This window comes from Streptomyces sp. NPDC002911 (assembly GCF_053591835.1).
Genome location: NZ_JBSFUO010000092.1, coordinates 1 through 1441, shown reverse-complemented (window position 1 = coordinate 1441; position 1441 = coordinate 1). Strand labels below are relative to the sequence as shown.

The following is a 1441-nucleotide window of genomic DNA, read 5'->3' as shown; positions in this document are numbered from 1 at the left end:
GCTACTGCGGGGGGTTGCCGTGCTTGCGGGACGGCAGGTCGGCGTGCTTGTTGCGGAGCATCGCGAGCGAGGCGATCAGTACCTCGCGCGTCTCGGCGGGGTCGATGACGTCGTCGACCAGGCCGCGCTCGGCCGCGTAGTAGGGGTGCATCAGCTCGGCCTTGTACTCCTTGACCATGCGGGCCCGCATGGCTTCGGGGTCCTCGGCGTCGGCGATCTGACGGCGGAAGATGACGTTGGCGGCGCCTTCGGCACCCATCACCGCGATCTCGTTGGTGGGCCAGGCGTAGGTGAGGTCGGCGCCGATGGACTGGCTGTCCATGACGATGTACGCGCCTCCGTAGGCCTTGCGCAGGATCAGCGAGATCCTCGGCACGGTGGCGTTGCAGTACGCGTAGAGCAGCTTCGCGCCGTGCCTGATGATCCCACCGTGCTCCTGATCGACGCCGGGCAGGAAGCCGGGTACGTCCAGCAGAGTGACGATAGGAATGTTGAACGCATCACACATCTGGACGAATCGTGCGGCCTTCTCGGACGCCTCGATGTCCAGGACACCCGCCAGCGACTGCGGCTGGTTGGCCACGATGCCGACGACCTGGCCGTCGAGCCGGGCCAGGGCGCAGACGATGTTGCGGGCCCAGCGCTCGTGGATCTCCAGGAAGTCGCCGTCGTCGACGAGCTCCTCGATGACCTTGTGCATGTCGTACGGACGGTTCCCGTCGGCCGGGACCAGGTCCAGCAGGACGTCGCCGCGCCGGTCGGCCGGATCGCCGCTCGGTACGACCGGGGGGTTCTCCCGGTTGTTGGAGGGCAGCATCCCGATCAGGTAGCGGACCTCGGCGATGCAGGTCTCCTCGTCGTCGTACGCGAAGTGCGCGACGCCCGAGGTCTCCGCGTGCACGTCGGCGCCGCCGAGGCCGTTCTGGGTGATCTCCTCGCCGGTGACCGCCTTGACGACGTCCGGTCCGGTGATGAACATCTGCGAGGTCTCACGGACCATGAAGACGAAGTCCGTCAGCGCCGGGCTGTACGCCGCGCCGCCGGCGCACGGGCCGAGCATCACCGAGATCTGCGGGATCACACCGGAGGCGCGGGTGTTGCGCTGGAAGATCCCGCCGTACCCGGCGAGCGCGCTCACACCCTCCTGGATACGGGCGCCGGCGCCGTCGTTCAGCGAGACCAGCGGCGCACCGGCCGAGATGGCCATGTCCATGATCTTGTGGATCTTCGTGGCGTGGGCCTCACCCAGCGCCCCGCCGAAAATCCGGAAGTCGTGCGCGTAGACGAAGACCGTCCGGCCCTCGACCGTGCCCCACCCGGTGATGACACCGTCGGTGTACGGCTTCTTCGCCTCCAGGCCGAAACCGGTCGCCCGGTGCCGGCGCAGCTGCTCGACCTCCTTGAACGATCCCTCGTCCAGCAAAAGCTCGATGCGCTCGCG

The 1441-nt window shown here is 68.0% G+C and carries 1 protein-coding gene; it reads right to left on the bottom strand.

Features of this window, described 5'->3' with window-relative positions:
* Position 1: 1 nt before the first annotated feature.
* The coding region (locus tag ACWD04_RS33990; RefSeq protein ID WP_451137585.1) for an acyl-CoA carboxylase subunit beta at positions 2-1441 on the bottom strand (1440 nt) is incomplete at its 5' end.